The organism is Candidatus Phytoplasma gossypii (assembly GCF_030586975.1).
Classification (GTDB): Bacteria; Bacillota_I; Bacilli_A; order Acholeplasmatales; family Acholeplasmataceae; genus Phytoplasma; species Phytoplasma citri.
In genome coordinates, this window is record NZ_JAOSIT010000059.1 from 1 (window position 1) to 2,137 (window position 2,137).

General features: G+C 25.1%; 1 protein-coding gene. It reads left to right on the plus strand.

Going from position 1 to position 2,137, the window contains the following annotated elements; all coding sequences use genetic code 11:
• Window positions 1-856 precede the first annotated feature (856 nt).
• Window positions 857-1,861, plus strand: coding sequence for a tRNA (adenosine(37)-N6)-threonylcarbamoyltransferase complex transferase subunit TsaD (gene tsaD / locus OC698_RS02980; RefSeq protein ID WP_304513210.1), 1,005 nt, complete (start codon window positions 857-859; stop codon window positions 1,859-1,861).
• The last annotated feature ends 276 nt before the right edge of the window (window positions 1,862-2,137 follow it).

Consider the following 2,137-nt stretch of genomic DNA (forward strand, 5'->3'; position numbering starts at 1 on the left):
CGAAATTTGTATATAGTAGTCTCTGGCTGTTTGTTTAAGCAACTTCCGAACAGGTTTGTTAATTACCTCAATTTCCTTCTTAGGCCATTGCAGGCTTCTCCATCGAATTATTCGGTAGCGGAGTCATTTTGACTAATTTGCTTTCGTCGCAACCAGCTTTTATGGTCTGCTATAATCCGACATATTTTCATTTTTCGGACCGACCATCAGGGTTTTCGACCCTAGCTATTGGTTAGATAGCGCGAAATTTAGGCCTCTTTGGCGCCCTGTAAGAGACAATAGGAAACTTATCCTGTGGTTAAAACGCAAATAATCTATTCCTATAAAATATTTAAATCAAAATTATGCATGATAAGCGGTTATTATCAAATCCGATATAATAGTAAAAAAATTTCATATTTTATTCCTGAATATGAAATATAAAATACTGAGAAAATTTGTTTATTTTTTATTTGAAATTAATTTTTGAATATAAAATTGCAAATGCTAAATTATTTATTCTATTTAATTATTCAAAAAAACTACATGAATTTAATAATTAAGAATTTAATATTTTGTAAATTAAGATATTAACTACATAAATTTTTTAAATAGTACTTTTGAATTTTTTTATTTTTAGAATAATGTTTTTAGTTTTAATTTGATTAAATACTCCGAGATCTTTTTTTGTAAATTAAATTAATTTTAAGTAAAATCCAAGTATAGCAATATATTTTTTAATGCAAATCAATAAAATTTCTCATTGTAAATTAAAAAAATAATTTAGATATATATTTTTTTTAAATACAATGAGATTATTTATTATTTATTGTTAATAAAATAAAAGTTTATAAAGAAATATAAAAGGTTATTAATTATGATTATTTTATCTATTGAAACTAGTTGTGATGAAACTAGTATTGCTATTACTCGGGATGGAAAAGAAGTATTAGCGAATGAAACTTTTTCGCAAATTAAATGTCACCAAAAATATGGAGGTGTAGTTCCTGAAATAGCTTCACGTAAACATTTAGAAGTTATAACATATTTTTTAAAAAAAGCTTTTATTAAGACAAAAATGAAACCAAAAGATATAGATTTAGTTGCTGTAACTCATGGCCCGGGATTAATAGGATCATTATTATTGGGAGTTAATGCTGCTAATACCTGGTCTTATATTTATCAAAAGCCTTTGATAGGTATTAATCATTTAATAGGTCATATTTATTCTGTTCAAATAGAAAATGAAATAAAATTCCCTACTTTAGCTTTGATTGTTTCAGGAGGTCATACCGAATTACTTTATTTAAATGATCATTTTGATATAAAAAAATTAGGAACTACTTTAGATGATGCTGTTGGCGAAGTTTATGATAAAATTGCTAAAAATTTAAATTTAAATTATCCAGGAGGACCTATTATAGAAAAACTTGCTCTTCAGGGTGAAGCTGTTTTTCATTTTACTTTACCTTATGTTAAAAACAATAATCTAGATTTTAGTTTTTCAGGATTAAAAAGTCAAATTATTAATTTAATTAATAAAAATCGTCATAATATGTCAAATAAATTAGTTTCTGATATATGCGCTTCTTTTCAAAAAGTAGTTATTGAAGTTTTATTAATTAAAATAAAAAGAGCTTTAAAAAAATTTCCTACTAAAAATTTAATTTTAGTAGGAGGTGTTGCTTCTAATTCAAGTTTAAAAAAACAATTTTTGCGAGAGTTTCCTAATTTAAGATTATTAATTCCAAGCTTAAATTTTTGCACAGATCAAGCTGCTATGATTGGTATTGCAGCTTATTATCAATATAAATTTCAAAAACCTACAAAATTATATAATTATGATTTAACAGGATTAGCAGATTTAACTTCTTTTTTTTAAAAAATTTTAAAATCATTAGTTTAATTTTTTATCATTAAACTAATGATAAATAATATTAAAAAAAATATTTTGGTACATATTGATATATAGGGATAGATTATTTGCGTTCTAACCATAGGATGAGTTTCCAATTGTCTCTTACAAACAGCCTCCCTCTAAACCGGACAAGCAAGTTTCCGAGCATCCGGCTTGCCATAATTTATCTTCTTGCGAAGACTAACTTTATGTTACCACTTGTTAGTTGTTTATTTTATTATCATGTTTTATTATATTTGA

Bases quoted from the DNA above. Each gene is read 5' to 3' on its own strand.
- tsaD (WP_304513210.1), top strand. From the start codon at position 857: ATGATTATTTTATCTATTGAAACTAGTTGTGATGAAACTAGTATTGCT.